Raw genomic sequence first — 20,460 nt, forward strand, 5'->3', positions numbered from 1 at the left:
TGGCTGCTGCCATCCACCTAGGCCGTGTTTCGCGAGATGTGAAGAAGCATGAAACATTGTTTATCAATAAATTTTCTCATTTGATGTAGCTTCTCATTCGCACGAAATCTGTAACCCTTTTACCAGTCCCCCGCCTCAGGAATTCCCCGTGAAACGTCATCTCCCTGCCCGCCTCTTGCTGGTCGGCGCATGCAGCGCCATGCCTGTCGTTCATGCCGCCGACAACCTCACCCTGCCCGCGACCCAGATCGACAGCACGAGCGAAGTGGTGGATGGCGTGAGCCAGGGCTACGAGGGCAGGGCCTCATCCAGCACCACCAAACTGGGCCTGACCGACAAGCAGACCCCGCAGGGCGTGACAACCATCACCCGCCAGGCGCTGGACGATTTCAAGATCACCGGTATCAAGAACGCACTGCGCGCAGCACCGTCGGTAACCGTCGAGCAAACCGAAACCGACCGTACCGAATTCACCTCGCGCGGTTTCGACATCAATACCTTCGAATACGACGGTACGGGCATGCCCTTCGTAAGCAGCACGCTGGTAGGTGATCAGGACCTGGCCGAGTACGAGCAGATCGACGTGTTGCACGGCGCCAATGGCTTGATGAGTGGTGCCGGCAACCCGTCGGCCACGGTCAACTTCGTGCGTAAACGCCCGACAGATACCTTCCAGGCGCAGGTCGACACCAGCGTCGGCTCGTGGGACAGCCGCCGTATCGACGTCGATGTTGCAGGCCCGCTGACCGACAGCGGCAATGTGCGCGGCCGGTTCATCTACTCCCACGACAAGGGCAACTCATGGATGGACCGCTACAGCCACGAGCGCAACGTTGCTGCCGGCCTGCTGGCGTTCGATGTGTCCGACGCCGACACCGTGACTGTGGGCTTCTCCCAGCACAACAGTGATTCCAACGGCAGCACCTGGGGCAACCTGCCACTGGTGGACAACGACGGCAATGCCATCCACTACAGCGGGCGCAGCAACAGCATCGGCCAGCCGTGGACCTACTGGAACCTGCACACCCAGCGGGCCTTCGTCGAGCTTAAGCATGATTTCGGCAATGACTGGAACGCCACGCTCACGGCCACCGGGCAGCAGGAAAAGCAGAACACCAACATGCTCTATGTCGGTGGCGTCTCCGGTGATGTTGCCGACGCGTATGCCAACCACACCCGCAGCGAGGCCCACCAGTTGCTGGGCGAGGCCAAGGTGCAAGGCCCGTTCAGCCTGTTCGGTCGCGAGCACCAGCTGACCTTCGGTGCCGCGTACGGGCGCACGCATCGAAAAGGCCAGGAGTATGACGAAGACCTGGAGCATGGCAGTTTCTTCAACACGTCGTTCTCGGGCATCCTGGCGGGCAATACGCCGATGCCCTCGTTTGGCGTCACCAGTGACGACCTGGCGCAGAACTTCAAGGACACGCAAAAAAGCGTATTCGCCGGTGCGCGCTTCAGCCTGGCCGATAACCTGCACTGGATAGCCGGTGCACGCATGCTCAGCGCCGACGGCAAGGGCGAGAGCTACGGTTCAGAACACTCCACGCGCGCCCACGGCAAAGTCACGCCCTACACCGGCCTGGTCTACGACCTGAACGAGGCATGGAGCATCTACGGCAGCTGGACCAAGATCTACAACCCGCAATACAACGTGGTCGGTACCGACGGCAAGCTGCTCGACCCACTGGAAGGCAAGAGCATGGAAATGGGCGTAAAAGGCAGCGTGATGGACCAGCGGCTGCACCTGACCGCTGCGCTGTTCAAGACCGAGCAGCGCAACGTGGCCGTGGATGCCGGATTCGACGGGGTTCAGGAGGTTTACACTCCGGGCGACTTCAAGAGCCACGGCGTAGAGCTGCAGGCGTCCGGCGAAGTGGCGCCAGGCCTCGACCTGCTCGCCGGCTACACCTATGTACGTATTGACGATGACAACGGCGAGCGTGCGCGCAAATATGTGCCGGCCCACAGCTTGCGCGGCATGGTCACTTACCGCTTGCCGACCCTGCCACAGATGAAGGTTGGCGCCCGTGTCAGCTGGCAGACCGGCGTCGAGAACGACACCAACAGCGCCATCCACCAGAACGCCTACGGTCTGGTTGACCTGATGACCAGCTACGACATTGACAGCAACTGGAGCACGTCGCTGAACCTGAACAACGTCACCGACCGCAAATACCTCCTGTCGCTGTACAACAACGCGACAACCGCCAGCTATGGTGCGCCCCGCAACCTGACGGCTTCGGTGACCTGGAAGTATTGACCCCGCCCGTGTGTAGCGGCGCACTGTACGGCACCCAGTGATGGCCCTGGCGCCATTCAGGTAAGCTCAGCCCCTGCAATGCAACCCTCAAGGACGGTGCCCATGCATTCACTGACTGACGAGCAGGTACTGGCGATCATCCGCGAGAACCCGGTAAACCGGGCACTTCTGGCGCTGCTGGCAACGCTGGAGATCCCCCACTGCATGCTGGTGGCAGGCGCCCTGTTCCAGACCTTCTGGAACCACCGCGCAGGGCTGCCTGCCGGCTGGGGTATCAAGGACTATGACATCGCCTATTTCGACGCCGACGTGTCCTGGGAGGCAGAGGACCGGGTTATCACCAGGGTGCAGCAGGCCTGCGCGCACTTGGGCGTCAACGTGGAAGTGCGCAACCAGGCCCGCGTCCACCTGTGGTACCAGGGGAAATTCGGCGGTGCTTACTCGCCATTGCTCAAGGTCACGGATGGCATCGACCGCTACCTGATCCGCTCGACCTGCCTTGGGGTTGATGTGTGCACGGGCACGTTGTACAGCACCCATGGCCTGGATGACCTGCAGCACGATCTGCTGAACATGAACGAGCTGAACCCACGGCCAGGCTTGTTCAGGGAGAAAGCCGCCAGCTACCGGGAGCGTTGGCCATGGCTTGTCTTGGTCGAGTGACCAGGATGCTCATGCTAGTGCCCGGTTTTCGACCCGCCGAACCAGTCACTGCGTGTCATCTCCCATACCTCGACCTGCATTGGCCCAGAAACAAAATATCCATCACGGGTACTCACCCTACGCATGCCTTCATGCTCTGAAACCTTGCGCGAGGCATGGTTGGCAACGGCTTTGGGAACCTGCATGAGCGGGCGTGACAACGCCTCGAACCAATAGGCGTTGATGACCCTGCAGGCTTCGCGCATGTAGCCCATGCCCCACCACTGCGGCGCAAGCCAGAAGCCTCTGTTGTTTCCAGGCTGCTCATGCAAACTGATGCTGCCAATGGTGCAGTCAGCCTCGTTGCGCAGGCGGATCATCCAGTGCCATTCACGGCCCGCAGCCATGGCAGGCAGGGCGATATCCCGCACATAGACCAGCGCACCGTCTTCCGGATATGGCCATGGGACGCGACGATCGAGGTAGCGGACAACTTCCCATTGCGGGAACAATTTCTGGATTACAGGTGCATCCTCCAGCCGCAGGGGCGTGAGTACAAGGCGATCGGTATACAGCGTCGGCAGGCAATCCATGGCATTCGTTCCTGGGCATCCTTGTGGAAGCGTCTGATAGTCTGCGATGGGTCGTTTCTTGTCGAGCGGGCCAACAGCTTACCTTATGTGAACTGCATCCAAACGCCTCTCAGCTGAACACCCAGAGCACGCGGGTGGGCTTGTCGGTGAGGTTGGCGTAGCGAAAACTGGCGTGGGGTTGCAGCTGAAAACTGTCACTGGCCCTCAGCGTGACCGGCTCACCGCCACCCAGCCACACAGTCAGCTCCCCTTCGAGCACGAAGCAGCCCTGCTCCGAGCTGTCGTCCAGGTACTCCTCGCCACTGCTCGCCCCTGGCTCCAGGTGGCTATCGAGCATGGAGAACGCGCCCGTTATCGTAGGGGATGCCAGCACATCGGTGATGCCACCGGCCAGGTGAAGCGTGCGCCGCTCGTGAGGGCGGGTGACCCAGTCGAGCTCGCGGGGCTTGTCCAGTTTGTAAAAGTAGGCGGTCGAGACGCCGAGCTCTTCGCTGATGGCTGTGAGGTCGGCCACGGTCGGGCGCGACACGCCCCGTTCGACCTGGGACAGAAAGCCCACCGAACGGCCAATACGCTGAGCCAGCTCGCCCAGCGTCAGGCCTTTGAACTTGCGCAGGTCGCGAATCAGTACTGCCAGGCCTTCGATTTCTTCGTGCACTTTCATAGTTGAATCGCGACTTTCAGACGGGAAAATAATGCCTTGAAAAGTACAGGATTCATCTCACAAAGCAAATTGTGGCTGTGAGGCAAGCAATCCGGGGCCGCCTTGCGGCCCATCGCCGGCAAGCCGGGCTCCCACAAGTACGGTGCCAACCTCAAGCATTGCGCTGGCCCTGTGGGAGCGGGTTCACCCGCGAAGAATCCAACCCGGTGTTCACGGCTAAAGCCCACACAGGTACAGCGCATGTATCAAGAACAGCGCGGCCCCTGTGGGAGCTGGCTTGCCGGCGATGGGCTGCGCAGCAGCCCCGGTGTCTTCAGCGGACAGCTTCGTAGGTCAGGTCCAGGCACTTGCGGGCTTTTTCAACCAGTTCGTCGATCTCCTCGATGCTGATCACCAGCGGCGGCGCGATGATCATGGTGTCGCCCACGGCGCGCATGATCAGGCCGTTGTCGAAGCAGTGCTGGCGGCAGATCATGCCGACACCTTTGCCTTCGTACCTGGCGCGGGTGGCCTTGTCTTTCACCAGCTCGATTGCGCCGAGCATGCCCAGGCCGCGCACTTCGCCTACCAGCGGGTGGTCAGCCAGTTCGCGCAGGCGTTGTTGCAGATAAGGCGCGGTTTTATCGTGCACCTGCTGGATGATCTGCTCATCACGCAGGATGCGCAGGTTCTCCAGGCCCACCGCAGCCGCCACCGGGTGGCCAGAATAGGTGAAGCCGTGGTTGAAGTCGCCGCCTTCGCTGATGACCTTGGCCACTTCGTCACGCACGATCACCCCGCCCATGGGGATGTAACCAGAGGTCAGGCCCTTGGCAATGGTCATCAGGTCGGGCTTGAGGTCGTAGTAGTCGGTACCGAACCACTCACCGGTGCGGCCAAAACCGCAAATCACTTCGTCGGCAACGAACAGGATGTCGTACCTGGCCAGGATTTCCTTCACCTTCGGCCAGTAGGTTTGCGGTGGAATGATCACACCACCGGCGCCCTGGATCGGCTCGGCGATGAAGGCGGCAACGTTGTCCACGCCAACTTCGAGGATTTTCTTCTCCAACTGCTCGGCCGCCCACACGCCGAAGTCGGCCTCGGTCATGTCGCCGCCTTCGCCGAACCAATATGGCTGCGGGATGTGCACGATATCCGGAATCACCCCGCCCTGCTGGTGCATGCCGCTCATGCCACCCAATGCTGCCCCCGCCACAGTCGAGCCGTGGTAGCCGTTGATGCGGCCAATGATGACGTTCTTGTTCTTCTTGCCCTTCAGCGCCCAGTAATGGCGCACCATGCGCAGCACGGTGTCGTTGCCTTCGGAACCGGAGCCGGTGAAGAACACATGGTTCATGCCTTGCGGCGCCACATCGGCGATTGCCTTGGCCAGCTCCAGCGCAGGCGGGTGCGCGGTCTGGAAGAACAGGTTGTAGTAAGGCAGCTGCTTCATCTGCTGGCTGGCAACCTCGGCCAGCTCATCGCGACCGTAGCCCACCGCCACGCACCACAGGCCCGCCATGCCATCAAGAATCTTGTTGCCCTCGCTGTCCCACAGGTACACGCCCTTGGCCGAGGTGATGATGCGCGGGCCTTTCTCGGCCAGTTGTTTGACATCGCTGAACGGGGCCAGGTGGTGGTCGCGGCTCATCGATTGCCAGGCAAGGGTCTGCGAATTCTTTTCACTCATTGACTTCTACTCCATCAAGTTGCGCAGCCAGGCTGCGCGGGTACTTTGATAATTGGGAACGGTGGGTGTTCAGGCCGACAGCAACAGCCTCTGGCGCAATACCGAGCGATGCCGGCAGGCCTTCCCAAACGACTGGAAGATGGTCAGGTAATGCGGGTTGTCCATGACCTGGAACTCGGGGTGCCATTGCACGGCCAGGGCAAACCCCTTGCCGTTCTCGACCGAAATCGCTTCCACCAGGCCATCGGGTGCCAGCGCTTCCACCCGTAGCCCCGGGGCCAGTACATCGATGCCCTGGCCATGGATGGAGTTGACGTCGAAGACCGCCGGCAAGCCCATGCGGTCGAGCAGGCCGCCGGGCTCTACATGCATGGTGTGGCGTGGCCCATACTGCTTGTCGATGGGCTCACCCTTGCCTTCGCGGTGGTCCATGAACACACCGGTCTCGTGGACCTTCTGGTGCAGGGTGCCGCCAAGTGCCACGTTCATTTCCTGGAAGCCACGGCAAATGCCGAGCACCGGCACGCCGGCGGCGATGGCCGCACGCATCAGCGGCAACGTGGTGGCATCACGCAGCGGGTCGTGATGAGTGCCCGCTGCACTGGCCGCGCCGTTGTAGTGGAACGGCTCGATGTTGGACGGCGAACCTGTGAAGATCAGCCCATCCACCACGTCGAGAATATCGGCGCTGTCCATCAGTTCACCGAGGCTGGGAATCACGATGGGCAGCCCACACGCTGCCTTGGCTGCCGCGCGTGCGTACTTCTCGCTGATGGTCTGGGTTGCATGCAGCTCGATCATGCTGGTGCATGCGGTAATGCCGATAACGGGCACACGTGGCATATCTTCCTCCGGCAAATCCATATTGCGCGTTGTGTTGAAAGGGAGGGTGCAGCGTCGCTGTTCGACCTTCGGCACCTACAGGAACCAGCGGTATTCGCGGGCATCGATATGGCGCATGAAGTCCAGTTGCTCCTGGTATTTGTTTTCGCAATAGACCATCACGAACTCACTGCCCAGGCCTTCGTTGACCACCGGGTGGTGACGCATGGCGGCCAGGGCGCTGAGGGCATCCTTGGGGAAATCGATGCCGCTCTGACGGTTTTCGTTCAGCGGGGCGATGGGCTCGACGCCGCGGTCCAGGCCATGCTCCATGCCGGTCAGGATGGCCGCCAACACCAGGTACGGGTTGGCATCGGCACCGGCGATGCGGTGTTCGATGCGCAGGTTGCGCGGGTCGGACTCGGGGATGCGAATGCACGCATCACGGTCTTCGAAGCCCCAGCTGGCCTTGCTCGCCGCGTTCACCATGGCGCCGTAGCGGCGGTAAGCATTGTGGTTGGGGGCGAAGATCGGCATGCAGTGCGGCAGCAGCTCCAGGCACCCCGCCACCGCATGGCGCAGCTTGCGCTGTTCAGCGCCGGCCAGGATGTTGTTGCCGGCAGCGTCATACAGGCTGACGTGCACATGCATGCCGCTGCCCGGCGCGTCCAGGTACGGCTTGCTCATGAAGCTGGCACGGTAGCCGTGCTTCATGGCGATACCGCGGGTACTGCGGCAGAACAGCGCCGACCAATCCGCCGCGCTCAGGGCATCGTCGCTGTGGGAGAAGTTGATCTCGAACTGGCCAGGGCCCAGTTCTGCGGTGATGACGTTTGCCGGCACGCCCTGCTCATTGGCGCCATCGACCATCTCGTGCAGCACCGACGAGAAGCGTGAAAGCCGCTCGATGTGCATGTTCGGCTGGTCGTCCTCGTCCCCGGTCGCCGTGTCCCGCGGGTACTGTGGCAGGCCGTTGTCGAGCTTGCGGTCGAACAGGTAGAACTCCAGCTCGAAAGCCACCACCGGGCGTATGCCGCGTTTGGCCAGGCGCTGAATCACGCGGGCCAACACTTCACGGGGCTCGAACTCGATAGGCTTGGCAGTGCCGTCGGAGGTGATGAGCATCTGGGCAATCACTTCCTTTTCCCAGCGCACCGGCTTCAGGGTACCCGGCACCAGGCGCCGGGCAGCATCCGGATCGCCGTCGGCAAAGCAGTAATCGCCAATCGGGTAAAGGCCACCCTGGGTACCCAACAACACGCAGTTCTGCGGCAGCTTCAGCGGCGCGCCGGCTGCGACTTTCTCCAGCATGTCCATGGGGTAGCGCTTGCCGTAGAAGTGCCCGGGGATATCCAGCGCAATCAGGTCGACATAACGAATTTCTGGGTGCTCCGCTCGGAACGAGCGCACTTCAGCCAGCAGATCCGCAAAGATGACACTCATCTTCTTATCCTTGTGAGGTGAACGAATTCAATTGAAGACCCAGAGCACGCGGGTGGGTTTTGCCGTCAGGTTGGCGTAACGGAACTGCGCGTGGGGTTGCACCTGGAAGCAGTCGTTGGCCTGCAGGGTCACGGCCTCGCCGTCGTCCAGCCATACCGTGAGTTCGCCCTCAAGCACGAAACAACCCTGCTCGGAACGGTCACTCAGGTACGCCTCGCCACTGGTGGCGCCTGGCTCCAGATGGCTGTCGAGCATGGCGAAGGCACCGGCGATGGTGGGCGAAGCCAGCACATCGGTAATGCCCGACTCCAGGTACAGCGTGCGCCGCTCGTGGGGGCGCGTGACCCAACCAATGCTGCGGGGCTTGCTCAGGTTGTAGAAGTACGCGGTGGATACGCCGAGCGCTTCGCTGATGGCGGTGAGGTCCGCCACGGTAGGGCGCGAAACACCGCGTTCGACCTGAGAAAGGAAGCCGACCGAGCGGTTGATGCGCTCGGCCAGCTCGCCCAGGGTCAGGTTCTTGAATTTGCGCAGGTCGTGAATAAGGATCGCGAGGGCTTCAACCTCTTCGTGCATCTTCATCGAGTGGGCTGCCGTGAAATTTTTAGAGTTATTTTTCATGAAAAATTACATGAAAATTTTCACGAGTCAAGCCGGACCCTGAATTTGTGCAGCAGCGAACAGAGGGTTTGGGGTGCAAGGACCCGGATTGGCAACGGTGCCGTGGGTTTCTTTAAAGGTGCTCAGGGAGTAGCCTCGGCGGTGAATCTTCCCAGCCCGGCCATTGCCCTCGTCATGCCAAACGGTTTCCCAGAATTGCCCCCGCTTAACGCGTTACGCGTGTTTGAAGTGGTTGCCCGCCACCTGAACTTTCGCCTGGCTGCCGAGGAACTGGGTGTGACCCAGGCGGCAGTCGCGCAACAGATACGCGGGCTGGAGGCGAACCTGAACCTTCGCCTGTTCGAGCGCCTGCCCCGGGGCCTGGCGCTGACCGATGCGGGCCTGGGTTACAGCACCAGCATTCGCAGCGCCTTGGCGATGATCGATGAGGCAACCCGCCTGCTCAGACCGCAGACGTCGCACCTGACGGTCAGCGTTACCCCTACCTTTGCCTCTAAATGGCTTATTCCGAGGCTGGGCAGCTTTGCGCAAAGCTACCCAGACATCGATCTGCGTGTGCTGGCCACAGATCGGCTGTCGCACTTCAGCACCGATGGCGTGGATATCGCAGTGCGCTATGGCAAGCCTGAAATCGGCGCGGGTTTGAACAGCGAACTGCTGATGGAGCAGCGCATCGTTGCCGTGGCCAGCCCAAAGCTGTTTGAAGGCACTCATGCACCCGCCAGCTTTGCGCAGCTTCAAGAATTCATCATGCTGCACGATGCCCATAATTTCTGGCCTCAGTACCTTGCGGCAGTGTTCCCGCAACACACCCAACCGACTGCGAAAAACCTGCGGTTCAATCAGACTTCATTGGCCATCGACGCGGCCATCAGTGGTCAAGGCATTGCTTTGGCCAGCCTGGCGTTCGTCAGCGATGAAATCGTTGCGGGCAGGCTGGTGCAGGTCTTCGGTCAGCAGCTCAGGCTCGATAAGTCGTTCTATCTGGTGTGGCCACGCAAACTGCAGCAGCCTGAGTCGCTAGGCGTTGTGCAGCGCTGGCTCAAGCAACAGGCTGACAATAGTTAATCTACTGCCACGGTAAAGTTTGGCTGCCTCCCTCACCGCTGGGGCTGCTGCTAAGGTGGTTGCACCTAAGCAATCAGCCGTTAACGTTGGAGGCAGCATGTCAGTAGAAAAAGTAGCGATTATCACGGCCGGTGGTAGTGGTATGGGCGCGGCAGCAGCACGGCGCCTGGCCGCTGACGGCTTCAAGGTTGGCATCCTTTCCTCTTCGGGCAAGGGCGAAGCACTGGCTGTCGAGCTTGGCGGCATTGGCGTAACCGGCAGCAACCAGTCAGTTGATGACCTGAAACGCCTGGTCGACGCCGTGGTGGAAAAGTGGGGCCGCGTCGACGTGTTGGTCAACAGCGCCGGCCATGGTCCGCGCGCACCGATCCTGGAGATCAGCGACGAGGACTGGCACAAGGGCATGGACACCTACCTACTGAATGTCATTCGCCCTACTCGCCTGGTAACGCCTTACATGCAACGCCAGAAGGGTGGCGTCATCATCAACATTTCCACCGCCTGGGCGTTCGAGCCGAATGAGCTGTTCCCGACATCCACTGTATTCCGCTCGGGCCTGGCCGCATTCACCAAGATCTTCGCCGACACTTTTGCCGGGGATAACGTGCGCATCAATAACGTGCTCCCCGGCTGGATCGACAGCCTGCCGGCCACCGAACAACGCCGCGACAGCGTGCCGCTCAAACGCTATGGCACCAGCGAGGAAATCGCCGCGACCATCGCGTTTCTGGCCAGCGAAGGCGCTGCCTACATCACCGGGCAGAACATCAAGGTAGACGGCGGCCTGACGCGCAGCGTGTAATTGCCTGTGGCCGCAGTGTGCGCTGCTGCGGCCTTCGGTTCATGCAACATGGGTGTTCTTCAAAGGTAATCCTGCTCGTAGGCCAGTATGAATTGAGCCAAGGCCATGTCACTGACAGCTATGTCCGGATGGGATTGTCGAAATTTATCCATCGCAGCTTCAAGGTAAACCCCCTTGATATTGCCATCGCTCGCAACAAAGCTGCTGGCATCATCTCGGGTTGCTGCTATCAGCTTTCTATCTCGCGAGGTCAAGTAGGTGGTTGCAGTGCTCGTGCTGGAGATGAGGGTTTCGGCCCAGAAATCATTCATCGCCATCGCAGGACTGGAAAAAACCAAAAAACAACAGATGGACAAGGAAAATATATAGCGCATTACTAAACCTGAATGAAAAATACCCGAAGTAGTGTTAGCGTCGTCAACCCTTCGCTTCACTACACTCACCCGCGAGCCATTTAATTGCATTACTCAACAACGTTTCTCTCCTTCATACGCATCGCAGCATTATTAGCACGCTTCAAGCGCTCAGCACGCTGAGATTTACTGTAATCGTCACGCCCTTGCATGACACCGCCCGCCACCTCAATCCAATCACTCGCGGTACAACCGGAAACAAGAAAGTAAAATAAAAGCGGGCACATACACATCAATGACTTCATCAAACGCCCCAGTGATCATCGCTCACTAAAAAAATGCAATTACTTTTCTTCCCCTGAAACGCTACGCAGTCGCTCCTGCGCTTGCTCCAGTTTTCTTTTGTATCTTTCAATCATTCTGGCAGACCCGGACTCTATCGCAGCTTCCAGCTGGTCCTCCCTGCGGTGAACATCTTTCAGTGCACGAGACAATTGTTCTTCTTTTGGGCTCGGCTCATCATCACGGCAGTAACGCTGAACCCGGGACAACGCAGCTTCCAACCCTCTCTGCTGGTATATATTCCCATACCGTATTGCCTGTTCCCTTTCGTGAGCAATCTCGTCCCTGCGCTGTTCACAGCTCTTTCTATCTTCGGCCAAAGACAGGTCACACACTGCAAACACAGCGAATACACCCAATAAAAAAGGCGCTACCCCCACGCTACGAATACCCAGCGCGTGTTTCCTGTACGGACACCCTTCTAAATACTTGCCAACAACACTTCGCCCATGCATACCTGAAAGCCTTGTAAACCTGAAATTTGCCACATCGCACAGCAACGCCAACAAGACCTGCGCTGCCATCAGTACTTGAACGTACAGACCATCGAGCACCATGCTCAACCTGAGCAGCACAGTACCTCGCGATGACGCGACCGGCTTTACTTCAACCTTACTTGGCCTTACTTATCCATCTCAACAGGCGCCTGGCCCTTACTTTTTCTTACCAAACGCCTGTACACCGACTACCCTGCCCTGATAACCGTAGCCCTCGAGCATCGGCCGAGACCTGCCCGAGCAGCGCGACATTCACTACCGCGGCACGTGGCACACCCCCACCACCAAGTTATTCACATTAAAGTAGTACTCAAAATCCGAGAACGCATTGAAGGTCATGATGCCCCCTTGAAAACCACGGGCCATGAATGGAATATTACTTCCCGCCGTATCGCCATCGAATGTTGAAACAGAACGTGTCTTGAAGAGATACCGCGAGGTATCCAGGTGCGTCATCAACAACTCGAAGCGTCTGTCGTACAAATATTTCACACCGTGCGGGGTTATCACATGGTAATAGACATAAATCGCACCTTCATTGGGGTCGATCGTCATATCTCCAACGCCACGCCAAAGCCCCTCCCCCTCTTCCACGTGGACAAAGTCAATGGAGGCACTGCACGGGGCCCGAGGAATATCTCTGTATACCGATACCACATACCTGCTTATCAACCCTGCAAAGATCAATACCGAGAGAAGTGACGTAAGGCCAATCACTTTTTGCCAACGCGCAGATAATTTACGCACAACGCCTCCCCGTGGCTTTCAGGCTTTACACAGCTTATGAGTAATTGACTGAGGGGCTTGCGGACATAATAATTGCTGTCTTTCAATACCAACGCCGGCTCGAACCCGGCCATCGCTGTTAATACATCATCCTTGGACATACTTTCACTCTGCTCGACGTACAGCGCTGCACCTTGCCCTTCCCATACACGCTTCCAGGCCTCCAGGTCCGGCGGTTTGTGAAACATGAGGTAAGCATAGATAACAGGGAGCAACGCACCTAGAAAGGCGAGAGCCGGCAAAAACAAGTGGCTATTTCTTCTTGTCCATCCGTCACGCAATGGAAGCGGGGCAATAACAGAGGTCTGCCTTTCTTCAGCGAGCTCCGCCTGGCCAGGTGCAGCCTCACTTGAGCCGGTTTGCGTGCTGTCATTGCCAAAGGGTTGCTCACTGGCGCCTGTTGATGCTGGAGGCCTGACTTGCTCGAGGTGCAATGGCATGCCCCGTTCAACTGCAGCGTCCGCGGAAACCATGGTGATTTCACACAGAAGTATCAAACCGCGCTTAGGCAATGTTTTCAAACTGTCTCGAGGCACACCAACATCAACAAGCTTCGAACGAAGCGCATGCACTGTCTTGTAATAACTGCTGTCAGAGACAACCAAGCCCCGGCCACCCCATACCTGGGAAATTATCGCCTCTTTATCAGTAATGCCTGCTATCAGGGCAAGCAACATATCGCTTTCGTTACTGCCTAAAGTTGTTGATAACTGAGCACAACTCAGCGTCATCCGTTCCGCGTCGTAACAGACCTCCATCAATACCCTCCACGGCCAATGACTTGCGCCAGCACAATGACAACCTTCCGGCTAGCCAGCCGCCACTGTCCCGCTGCGCGACGCATAATATCATCACTGACTTCACAACCAGCCAATATGGCTAGCGACGGCTTGATGGCCAGCAGGTCAAAAGCGCGACCTGACCTGACCCGAGGCACGCAGCAAAGGCCCTATTTACTGGCGACCGACTGATTGGCCAGCGGGCAGCTCTGGGCGTTAAGAAAACGCGATGTTTTCAGCCAGTTTTGCTGCGGGTAATAGGCAAACACGTAGCTGCCGCGTTGCAGCGTTTCGATCAACTTGCCGGCAATTGCTGGTCGCACGGCTGGGCAGCCCTGGCTGCGCCCCAGGCGACCGAGGCCGGGCACCACCTTGGGGTCGGCATACGCAGCGGCATGCATCACGATCGCCCGCGACATGCTGTTGTCGTTAAACCCCGGCTCAAGCCCCTGCAGGCGCAGCGAGCGGCCGTGCTTGCCGCTGTAGGTCTGACCGGTTTCATACAGGCCGATGGAGGACTGGTAGCTGTTCGGCGCGTTGGAGAACGTGGTCGGCACATCAGCGCCGCTGTTCTTGCCATGGGCGACCCACTCCTCGAACAACAGCTTCCGGGCGCGCAGGTCGAAAACCCACAGGCGTTTGTCACGCGAAGCCTTGGAGTAATCGATCACCGTCAGCAACTTGTCCGCGTCGCTGTGACTGGCGCACGCGTAGGCGGTGAGTGCCAGGGCCAGGGTCGAAAGGCTGGCGTTAGGCGCCAACTGATGCAGCTCGGCAGCACTAGGCAGGGGTTGCGCGTGGGCAGCATGCCAGGCGCTGAGGAAAAACAGGCCAATACTGGCCGCTGAGAGCCGAAAGGCTCCCCGCAATGGTTCGAACATCGACATGGAATACCCTGTTGAAAACCTGTCTTTTCTTGCCTTGTTTGCAGCCAAAAGCGGCTACTTTGCTTGATTACCTCAGGAAAGCCGATCACTTCTTGACCAATGGTTTAGATTCTTCACTGCCTTCGGTGCTGATCACCGTGAATTTTCCTTCGGTGCGGGTTTCCCGGGTCGACGCCCAGTCGGTGATCACCAGCATCGTGCCGACGTCCATCGCCGTGCGTAAATGGCGGCGAAACTCCGGGTTGATGTTCAGTTGCCCCAGTTGTTCATAGGGGGTATTCCCGTACTCCGGGTTGCTCAGGCCCACCACCGACCACCGTAAGGGTAGTGCGCCATCGAGTGCCAGGGCGGATGGTTTTTGCAGCAGGGAATACACGGCCATGCCACTGCGATGCTGGCTGCCTTCAGGCGAAAGTGCTGGCGCCGAGCCGACCAACTGGCCACCGCGATACACGTAGGCACGCAAGTCGGCGCGGCTGATCAGGATAGACAGGGGCCCTGCCGTGGGGTCTGGGTCGTTCCAGAATTGCTGGTTGCTCAGCATCAGCGGGCCTTGGGCCTTGCCATCGCTGACCGTGGGCGCCAGCACGCCGGGGTGGTAGACCTCCACCGGGGCACTGCTGGTATCGGAAACGATAACGGTGGTCGAACTGAAACCGGTGACTTCGTACAGCTTCTTGGCAAAGTCCATCGGCAGGCGCACGCAACCATGCGAGGCGGGGTACCCCGGTAGATGGCCTGCGTGCAGGGCAATGCCGTCCCACGTCAGGCGCTCCATGTAGGGCATCGGTGCGCTGTTGTAGAGGCTGGACTTATGCTCGACCTTCTTCTGCAGAATGCTGAATACCCCGGTGGGGGTTTCCCGCCCTGCCTTGCCGCTGCTCACGGTGCTGACACCAATGGCAATGCCATTGCGATAAACGTAAGCACGTTGCTCGGTAAGGCTGACCACTACGGTCACCGGCCCCACGGGCGAGACCTGCGGGTACCAGAGAAACTGGCCAGGCTTGAGGCTTTCAAGCTGGCTCCTGAGTGCGGCCGGGGTGGGCACCTGCAGTGGAGCCGCTTCGACCAAGGCAGCGCTGAGTAACAGACCGAGTCCGAGCGTTACATGCAACATCCTATTGCCCCCAAAGAACCCTGCCGCCAGCTTAGTCGGAACTTGACCCGCAAAGCCACACGTTCAACGCAACGGCCCAGGCTGTCGGAATACCACGCGATCAGACCGGGATCTGGTGGTAACAACTGTGCACAGTAGATGTGCACAAAATTCCCACTTAAAAGCGCAGCGCACGCCATGGAACTTGCCAGATGAAGGCGCTGGAACCCTAGATCTGGCCATACGCATGGGTTGGTATGATTCTTGTTTGTATACAAATCCAAAAATAAAAGTACACAACCATCACGGAGTCCCGATGGCGTCGATTTCACGTTCCGATGTTGACCAGCTCGATGCTCTCCCCGCCGATACGGCTGGGCCCGGCCCGCTGGCGTTGAGCCCGCGCCTGTATAGTGCCGACCTTGCACCGACACGCGCGGCGAATCGCACGTGGGGGCGCTACAGCCTGTTTGCGCTGTGGACCAACGATGTGCATAACATCGCCAACTATTCATTCGCCATCGGCCTCTTCGCCCTGGGCATGAGCGGCGCGCAGATCCTCTGCGCCTTCGCGCTCGGCGCACTGGTGATCTACGGCCTGATGAACCTGTCCGGTTACATGGGCCAGAAGACCGGCCTGCCCTACCCTGTCCTGTGCCGGATCAGCTTCGGTATTCATGGGGCGCAGATCCCGGCACTGATCCGCGCGGTGATCGCCATCGCCTGGTTCGGCATCCAGACCTACCTCGCCTCGGTTGTCCTGCGCGTGCTGCTGACCGCCATCGCTCCAGACCTCAAGGCCTACGACCAGAACTCGATCCTCGGCCTGTCGACCCTGGGCTGGCTCACCTTCCTCGGCATCTGGTGCGTGCAGGTGGCGATCTTCGCCTACGGCATGGAGATGGTGCGCCGCTTCGAGTCCATCACCGGGCCGATCATCCTGGTGGCTTTCGCCTGCCTGGCGGGCTGGATGTACTGGCGCAGCGGCCTGTCGATTGCCTGGTCGAGCGGCAACGCGCCAACCGGCTCCACACTGTGGCTGAAAGTGCTCGGCGCCGCCGCGTTATGGGTCTCGCTGTACGGCACCATGATTCTCAATTTCTGCGACTTTACCCGTAACTGCCCGGACCGGCGCACCATCAGCGTGGGCAACTTCTGGGGCCTGCCGGTGAACATGCTCGGCTTCGCGCTGATCGCCGTGGTGCTGGCCGGTGCGCAGTTCAGCATCGACGGCAAGCTGGTGCAGGGCCCGACCGAAATCGTCGCCGCCATCCCCAACACCGCCGGCCTGGTACTGGCCTGCCTGGCCTTCCTGATCGTCACCGTGGCAGTGAACATCATGGCCAACTTCGTCGCCCCGGCCTACGTGCTCGCCAACCTGGCGCCGAACCTGCTGAACTTCCGCCGCGCAGGCTTGCTCAGCGCCGCGATCGCGGTGGTAATCCTGCCCTGGCACTTGTACAACAGCCCGTCCGTGATCGTGTATTTCCTCGGCGGCCTGGGCGCCCTGCTCGGCCCTCTGTACGGCATCATCGTCACCGACTACTACCTGGTACGGCGCAGCCGGGTGAACCTGCCGCAGCTGTATAGCGAAAGCCCGGAGGCCGCCTACCACTATAGCGGCGGGGTCAACCTGCGCGCCGTCGCGGCGTTTATCCCCGCTGCGCTGATCGCCATTGTGCTGGCGCTGGTGCCGGCGTTCGAGACGCTGTCGCAGTTCTCCTGGTTCTTCGGGGCTGGTTTGGGCGGGTTGATTCATTACGCCATTGCCAATCGCAGCGCCAGGTACCAGGAAGTGTCCGGCGAAAGCATCGCGGTAGATAGCGCGCAGCACTGACCGGGATTGGAAGCAGCCACGTGTGGCTGCTTCCGACCAAAGCAGACGGTCACAGCGCACTTTTTGTAACGGGCTCAGGTTGGTGACAGCTTTGAAGTGCCGGTGGAACGCCGAAACACTCATGGCCGCCCGCTGCGCAAGCTCTTCAACTCTGATCGCCTGCGCAAAGTCACGGCGTATGAACTGAATAGCCTGGCTTACCCTCGCCAGGGCTGTATCCGGCGCGGCTATCTCCCCCAGCATCCAGCCATGCGGGCCTTGCAACACGCGGTACAGAATCTCGCACTCATAGACGCGGGCAAGGGCCGCTATCTCTTCAGGCTTGTCCATCAGGCGCAGCATACGTACCCAGGCGTCCATCCGTTCGCACTGAGCATCGCGCGTCAAGTGCCAGGCTCGATGTCCCGAGGGTCGGCCATGAGCGTCAGCGAAATCATCGGCGCAGGCGTGCTCGCCAGGGTCGATGGCGAACTCGTTGCAACGCCTGATGCCACGCCGCGTCATTTTGATTTTGGGGAGCGGAACCTCGCTATGGAACATCACCCCTGCATGATCTCATGCAGGGGTGATGACACATCCGTTGGTCCTACTTCAGGCACCTGCGCTCAGTCTCATCGGGCAGGTTCGCAACCAGCCGGAACTCCCGCCAGAAGGGGCTCGCACGCGCGTATTGCCGCGTCATGGTGGGGCAACAAGGCTTGCTCCGGCAGGTTCACGACCGTGCCGATCCAAGGGTCCTCGACGGCCGTGCGTCGCCCGGCAAGAGTCTCGACCACGGCAAGCCCGCAGAACGGCCCCATGAGCGGGTCGTAGCCGCCCTCGTGTACGGCCACAACCCGCGATTTGCACACCTCATCGGCCAGGCGCATCACCAGTGTCGTCAGCTCACGATAGGCCTCAGAGTGCAGCAGCTGGCGCCCGAAGGGGTCCATTGCCGCCGAGTCGAAGCCGCTCGCGATCACGATGAGGTCCGGCCCGAAGCGGCGGATCGCAGGGATGACCACACGCTCGAACGCACCCACGTATGCTCCTCGCCCAGATCCTGCCGGAAGCGGGATGTTGAGGTTGGCGCCGATGCCTGCGCCTGCGCCGATGTCGTCAACCTTCCCCCGCCCGATGGGGTAGAGACCGTCCTGGTGAAGGGAGATCGTCAACACCGACGGGTCGTCGTAGAAGAGGGTCTCGGTCCCGTTGCCATGATGAACATCCCAATCGATGATCGCGACACGTGCCACCGCGCCAGTGTGCTGGAGATGGCGGATGCCGACCGCGGTGTTGTGGAAGATGCAATAACCCATACCCTGGTCGGCAACCGCATGGTGCCCTGGCGGGCGAATGAGTGCGTAGGCATTGCTCACGGTACCCGTCACGACCGCTTCGCACGCCGCGATCACAGCACCTGCCGCGAGCCTGGCGACGTCCGCCGAACCAGGCCCCACAGGCGTCTCACCATCGCCCGCATCGCTCCAGGCCGGGCCGGTCGGATTCAGGATCCGATCGACATACGCCGGCGTGTGCACCCGCAGCAGGTCGGCCTGCGACGCCGGGCTGAAGGGCAGCGAAACAAGCTGCTGCTCAAGGCCGCTGCGCGTGACCAGACTTGCGAAGCGGCGCTTGGTATCGCCCTTCTCGGGATGGTCGATCGGCTCCTGCCAAGGCAGGCTCCAGGCCCGGGTATCGTGAGTGGTAAAGCGTTCGTCCCAAATCCAGCCGGTTGTTTTCATGTTCATCGCTCGCTGACCTGTTGTTCCTTTTCCACCAGGCGACGTTCGTTGCCCAGATCAAGGGTTCGAGAAGTAAGAAGATAAAATGCGCTGGCAGCCACCAGACCTATAAACATCGAGAGGTCGATATCCCCCATTTGCCGTGCGATCCACCCGGTATAGGGCGCCGTGACGAAGAACGGGACCATCACCACCAGCGCGCCGAGGTAGGCGACATTGCCTTGCCATCCCCATCGCCCATAAATCCCCGCGGGGTTGAACAGTTCGCGGATCGAGTAGCACCCCTTGCGCACGAGGTAGAAGTCCACCAGGTTGATGGCCGTCCAGGGTGTGAACAGGTAGGCAAGGAATACCAGGACGTTTCCATAGAACACGTTGAACCGGTCCTCTCCGACCATTGCCGCGACAACCCAGACCGACAGCGTCATCGCAACGATCGTGACGGCTCGCATGGCCAGCGACGGCCGCACCCGGCGGAAGCAGTCGACGATCGAGATCAGGGTCAGGCTGCCGCCATAGGCATTGAGCGCCATCACCACCAGCAGGCCGAGGAACAGCAGCGCGACCGCAAGGTGCCCGCCCCCTGGGAACAGGCTATCGCCACCGTGCGCGATCGCCATGATGACTGTGGCGCCGGGCGTGGCCGCCGCGAGCAAGGAGCCCAGGCCGATCACCCAGAGCGCCGAGATCGCCGACGGCAGGTAGGTCCACAGGAACGACGAGCGCGTGGAAACGCTGGGGGCCAGGTAGCGGGAGTAGTCGGACACGTAGGGCGCCCAGCCAAGCTGGAAGCCCGCCACGATGACGAAGGTGGTGGCGAAGGCATGCCATTCGACAGGGCCAGGCTCGAACACACCCGCAGGAATCGTGCTGCGTGCCACAGCGGCGAAGGTCAGCACCACGATCGTCAGACCCAGCGGAACGACCAGGAAACGGTTGACCCGGTGGATCCAGCGGTAGCCATACAACGCCAGTGTGCCGGCAAACAGTACTGCGATCGGGAACCCCCAGGCGGTTGGAATCCCCAGTAGAAAATGCAGGCTTGACCCCGCCAGGATCGCGTCGGCGACGTTGTAGTTGAAGTAGTTGACGAGGGCGAAGACCCATACCGTGATCGCGGCGCCGAAGAAGCCGAACTGCGCTCGGGACTGAACCAGCTGCGGAAGGCCCAAGTGCGGCCCCTGCGAGGAATGCAGCGCCATGAAAAGCGTGCCGAACAGCGAGCCGCACACGGTCGCGACCAACGTCCAGAACAGTGGCCCACCCAGCGCCAGTGTCGTGACGCCGGTCGCCATTGCGGTCAGGTTGATGTTGGCAACGATCCACACCGCACCGAGATGTCGCACGCTGCCGTGACGCTCAGACACCGGCACGAAATCTACGGAGCGCCGTTCCGCACCGTCGGACCGGCCCCGCGCGATCGCGGGTTTCACCGAGGCACTTTGCCCATTGGATGTCATTCTCATTTTCTTGTTTTCCTGGGTGAGATTGATCAGGGGTGCATCATTGATGCTGCATTTATCGAGCGCTCGTTGGTCTCCCTTACAGATCGATGCCGGTTATGGGCCA

19 protein-coding genes and 1 pseudogene are annotated in these 20,460 nt (G+C 60.1%); 5 read left to right on the top strand and 15 right to left on the bottom strand.

The genetic code is table 11. The features are described from left to right. Positions 1 to 199: 199 nt before the first annotated feature. Both PP4_RS18310 and PP4_RS18315 read left to right on the top strand, forming a co-directional pair. Positions 200 to 2,260: a TonB-dependent siderophore receptor gene (locus tag PP4_RS18310; RefSeq protein WP_016500672.1), complete on the top strand. Its 2,061-nt coding sequence runs from the start codon at positions 200 to 202 to the stop codon at positions 2,258 to 2,260. Between the two features lie 102 nt (positions 2,261 to 2,362). After that, entirely contained in the window at positions 2,363 to 2,923 is a 561-nt protein-coding gene (locus PP4_RS18315) for a nucleotidyltransferase family protein (protein WP_016500673.1), read from the top strand. A gap of 14 nt (positions 2,924 to 2,937) precedes the next feature. Here the strand turns inward: PP4_RS18315 and PP4_RS18320 are convergent, their stop codons facing one another. From PP4_RS18320 to PP4_RS18345, 6 genes are all read right to left on the bottom strand, one after another. Next, positions 2,938 to 3,495 (bottom strand): GNAT family N-acetyltransferase, encoded by a 558-nt coding sequence (locus PP4_RS18320; protein ID WP_016500674.1) that lies wholly within the window; start codon positions 3,493 to 3,495, stop codon positions 2,938 to 2,940. Positions 3,496 to 3,604: 109 nt separating this feature from the next. Next, positions 3,605 to 4,159 (bottom strand): helix-turn-helix domain-containing protein, encoded by a 555-nt coding sequence (locus PP4_RS18325; RefSeq protein ID WP_016485777.1) that lies wholly within the window; start codon positions 4,157 to 4,159, stop codon positions 3,605 to 3,607. A 313-nt stretch (positions 4,160 to 4,472) separates the two neighbouring features. Beyond that, positions 4,473 to 5,831 (bottom strand): aspartate aminotransferase family protein, encoded by a 1,359-nt coding sequence (locus PP4_RS18330; RefSeq protein WP_016500675.1) that lies wholly within the window; start codon positions 5,829 to 5,831, stop codon positions 4,473 to 4,475. A 69-nt stretch (positions 5,832 to 5,900) separates the two neighbouring features. Beyond that, positions 5,901 to 6,674, bottom strand: coding sequence for a gamma-glutamyl-gamma-aminobutyrate hydrolase family protein (locus tag PP4_RS18335; RefSeq protein WP_016500676.1), 774 nt, complete (start codon positions 6,672 to 6,674; stop codon positions 5,901 to 5,903). Positions 6,675 to 6,749: 75 nt separating this feature from the next. Further along, positions 6,750 to 8,096 (bottom strand): glutamine synthetase family protein, encoded by a 1,347-nt coding sequence (locus tag PP4_RS18340; RefSeq protein WP_016500677.1) that lies wholly within the window; start codon positions 8,094 to 8,096, stop codon positions 6,750 to 6,752. 27 nt (positions 8,097 to 8,123) lie between these two features. Then, the gene (locus PP4_RS18345) at positions 8,124 to 8,678 is read right to left on the bottom strand and encodes a helix-turn-helix domain-containing protein (RefSeq protein ID WP_016500678.1); all 555 of its coding nucleotides are present in this window, start codon (positions 8,676 to 8,678) and stop codon (positions 8,124 to 8,126) included. Positions 8,679 to 8,891: 213 nt separating this feature from the next. Here PP4_RS18345 and PP4_RS18350 point away from each other — a divergent pair, with 213 nt between their 5' ends. Both PP4_RS18350 and PP4_RS18355 read left to right on the top strand, forming a co-directional pair. Beyond that, positions 8,892 to 9,785, top strand: coding sequence for a LysR substrate-binding domain-containing protein (locus PP4_RS18350; protein ID WP_041167801.1), 894 nt, complete (start codon positions 8,892 to 8,894; stop codon positions 9,783 to 9,785). Positions 9,786 to 9,882: 97 nt separating this feature from the next. Next, on the top strand, positions 9,883 to 10,587 hold the full coding sequence (locus tag PP4_RS18355) for an SDR family oxidoreductase (protein ID WP_016500680.1): 705 nt from the start codon (positions 9,883 to 9,885) through the stop codon (positions 10,585 to 10,587). Positions 10,588 to 10,646: 59 nt separating this feature from the next. On the opposite strand, the gene PP4_RS18360 is transcribed toward PP4_RS18355, so the two are convergent. The 6 genes from PP4_RS18360 to PP4_RS18385 form a co-directional block, all read right to left on the bottom strand. Next, a complete protein-coding gene (locus tag PP4_RS18360) occupies positions 10,647 to 10,961 on the bottom strand; it encodes a DUF2388 domain-containing protein (RefSeq protein WP_041167802.1) in 315 nt (104 codons plus the stop codon). A 323-nt stretch (positions 10,962 to 11,284) separates the two neighbouring features. After that, positions 11,285 to 11,836 (bottom strand): DUF1090 family protein, encoded by a 552-nt coding sequence (locus PP4_RS28120; protein ID WP_158491000.1) that lies wholly within the window; start codon positions 11,834 to 11,836, stop codon positions 11,285 to 11,287. 198 nt (positions 11,837 to 12,034) lie between these two features. Then, positions 12,035 to 12,334 carry a hypothetical protein gene (locus PP4_RS29605; RefSeq protein WP_231859007.1) on the bottom strand — a complete coding sequence of 100 codons (300 nt, stop codon included), beginning with the start codon at positions 12,332 to 12,334 and terminating at the stop codon, positions 12,035 to 12,037. Positions 12,335 to 12,492: 158 nt separating this feature from the next. Continuing rightward, positions 12,493 to 13,323 carry a winged helix-turn-helix domain-containing protein gene (locus PP4_RS18375; RefSeq protein ID WP_016500683.1) on the bottom strand — a complete coding sequence of 277 codons (831 nt, stop codon included), beginning with the start codon at positions 13,321 to 13,323 and terminating at the stop codon, positions 12,493 to 12,495. Positions 13,324 to 13,514: 191 nt separating this feature from the next. After that, positions 13,515 to 14,225: a murein L,D-transpeptidase catalytic domain family protein gene (locus tag PP4_RS18380; protein WP_370453634.1), complete on the bottom strand. Its 711-nt coding sequence runs from the start codon at positions 14,223 to 14,225 to the stop codon at positions 13,515 to 13,517. Between the two features lie 91 nt (positions 14,226 to 14,316). Then, entirely contained in the window at positions 14,317 to 15,351 is a 1,035-nt protein-coding gene (locus PP4_RS18385; RefSeq protein WP_016500685.1) for a L,D-transpeptidase, read from the bottom strand. A 226-nt stretch (positions 15,352 to 15,577) separates the two neighbouring features. On the opposite strand from PP4_RS18385, the gene PP4_RS18390 reads away from it, so the two are divergent. After that, positions 15,578 to 17,167, top strand: a complete 1,590-nt coding sequence (locus tag PP4_RS18390) for an NCS1 family nucleobase:cation symporter-1 (protein WP_370453620.1) — start codon at positions 15,578 to 15,580, stop codon at positions 17,165 to 17,167. Here the strand turns inward: PP4_RS18390 and PP4_RS28125 are convergent. The 3 genes and pseudogenes from PP4_RS28125 to PP4_RS18400 form a co-directional block, all read right to left on the bottom strand. Beyond that, positions 17,147 to 17,533, bottom strand: a pseudogene (locus PP4_RS28125) (AraC family transcriptional regulator N-terminal domain-containing protein); the annotation flags it as partial. The gene PP4_RS18390 and the pseudogene PP4_RS28125 overlap by 21 nt on opposite strands. 245 nt (positions 17,534 to 17,778) lie before the next feature. After that, positions 17,779 to 18,897, bottom strand: coding sequence for a class II histone deacetylase (locus tag PP4_RS18395; protein ID WP_016500687.1), 1,119 nt, complete (start codon positions 18,895 to 18,897; stop codon positions 17,779 to 17,781). Further along, entirely contained in the window at positions 18,894 to 20,357 is a 1,464-nt protein-coding gene (locus tag PP4_RS18400) for a purine-cytosine permease family protein (RefSeq protein ID WP_049824900.1), read from the bottom strand. The genes PP4_RS18395 and PP4_RS18400 overlap by 4 nt, the downstream gene beginning before the upstream one ends. Positions 20,358 to 20,460: the final 103 nt, after the last annotated feature.

Source organism: Pseudomonas putida NBRC 14164, assembly GCF_000412675.1.
Taxonomy (GTDB): Bacteria; Pseudomonadota; Gammaproteobacteria; order Pseudomonadales; family Pseudomonadaceae; genus Aquipseudomonas; species Aquipseudomonas putida.